This window comes from Paenisporosarcina sp. P4_D4, assembly GCF_056401835.1.
The window spans coordinates 1-1,011 of record NZ_JBFUIO010000331.1 but is presented as its reverse complement, the minus strand read 5'-3'; the positions used below and the strand labels follow the sequence as shown (position 1 = coordinate 1,011).

Annotated in this window: 8 tRNA genes and 1 rRNA gene; all 9 read right to left on the bottom strand. The window is 49.8% G+C overall.

Annotated elements, in window-relative coordinates:
• Positions 1-104 (bottom strand): 16S ribosomal RNA (locus tag AC1DSL_RS18640); the annotation flags it as partial.
• 144 nt (positions 105-248) lie between these two features.
• A tRNA-Ala gene (locus tag AC1DSL_RS18635) sits at positions 249-324 on the bottom strand.
• Positions 325-342: 18 nt separating this feature from the next.
• Positions 343-419, bottom strand: a tRNA-Pro gene (locus AC1DSL_RS18630).
• A gap of 13 nt (positions 420-432) precedes the next feature.
• Positions 433-509, bottom strand: a tRNA-Arg gene (locus AC1DSL_RS18625).
• A 23-nt stretch (positions 510-532) separates the two neighbouring features.
• Positions 533-621 (bottom strand) — tRNA-Leu (locus AC1DSL_RS18620).
• Between the two features lie 13 nt (positions 622-634).
• Positions 635-709, bottom strand: a tRNA-Gly gene (locus AC1DSL_RS18615).
• 28 nt (positions 710-737) lie between these two features.
• Positions 738-822 (bottom strand) — tRNA-Leu (locus AC1DSL_RS18610).
• 15 nt (positions 823-837) lie between these two features.
• A tRNA-Lys gene (locus AC1DSL_RS18605) sits at positions 838-913 on the bottom strand.
• 6 nt (positions 914-919) lie between these two features.
• Positions 920-995 (bottom strand) — tRNA-Thr (locus AC1DSL_RS18600).
• Between the last annotated feature and the right edge of the window lie 16 nt (positions 996-1,011).

Here is a 1,011-nt window from a genome sequence, read left to right as displayed (position 1 = left end):
CGCTAAAATCAGAAGAAGCAAGCTTCTTCATCATTCCGCTCGACTTGCATGTATTAGGCACGCCGCCAGCGTTCGTCCTGAGCCAGGATCAAACTCTCCATAATAGGTGAGTCGATTAGCTCGACTTTGTTGCTGGCGTCAAATTAATGACGTTTTAAAATGAACAATTAAGTTCAAGTTTTTGCTTCCCACACCGAAGTGTGTTCCGCTTTATTGTTGACGTTTTGCTGTTCAGTTTTCAAGGTTCATGGTGGAGCCTAGCGGGATCGAACCGCTGACCTCCTGCGTGCAAGGCAGGCGCTCTCCCAGCTGAGCTAAGGCCCCTTAAAGGGATATAAATACTGGTCGGGAAGACAGGATTCGAACCTGCGACCCCTTGGTCCCAAACCAAGTGCTCTACCAAGCTGAGCTACTTCCCGAAGTYAAAAAWTATGGCGCGCCCGAGAGGACTCGAACCTCTAACCGCTTGATTCGTAGTCAAGTACTCTATCCAATTGAGCTACGGGCGCTAAATATTATGTTTTATGAAAGATGGTGCCGAGGACCGGAATCGAACCGGTACGGTAGTCACCTACCGCAGGATTTTAAGTCCTGTGCGTCTGCCAGTTCCGCCACCCCGGCATTCAAGAAGATATGGAGCGGAAGACGAGGTTCGAACTCGCGACCCCCACCTTGGCAAGGTGGTGTTCTACCACTGAACTACTTCCGCTCGTATAAAATTGTGAAAATTGTGAAAATGGTGCGGGTGAAGGGAGTCGAACCCCCACGCCTTGCGGCGCTAGATCCTAAGTCTAGTGCGTCTGCCAGTTCCGCCACACCCGCAACTTAATATGAAAATGGTGAGCCATGTAGGATTCGAACCTACGACCCTCTGATTAAAAGTCAGATGCTCTACCAACTGAGCTAATGGCTCTAACAATGGTGCCGGCGAAAGGAGTCGAACCCTCGACCTACTGATTACAAGTCAGTTGCTCTACCAACTGAGCTACACCGGCACGGTGTTAAAAAGAA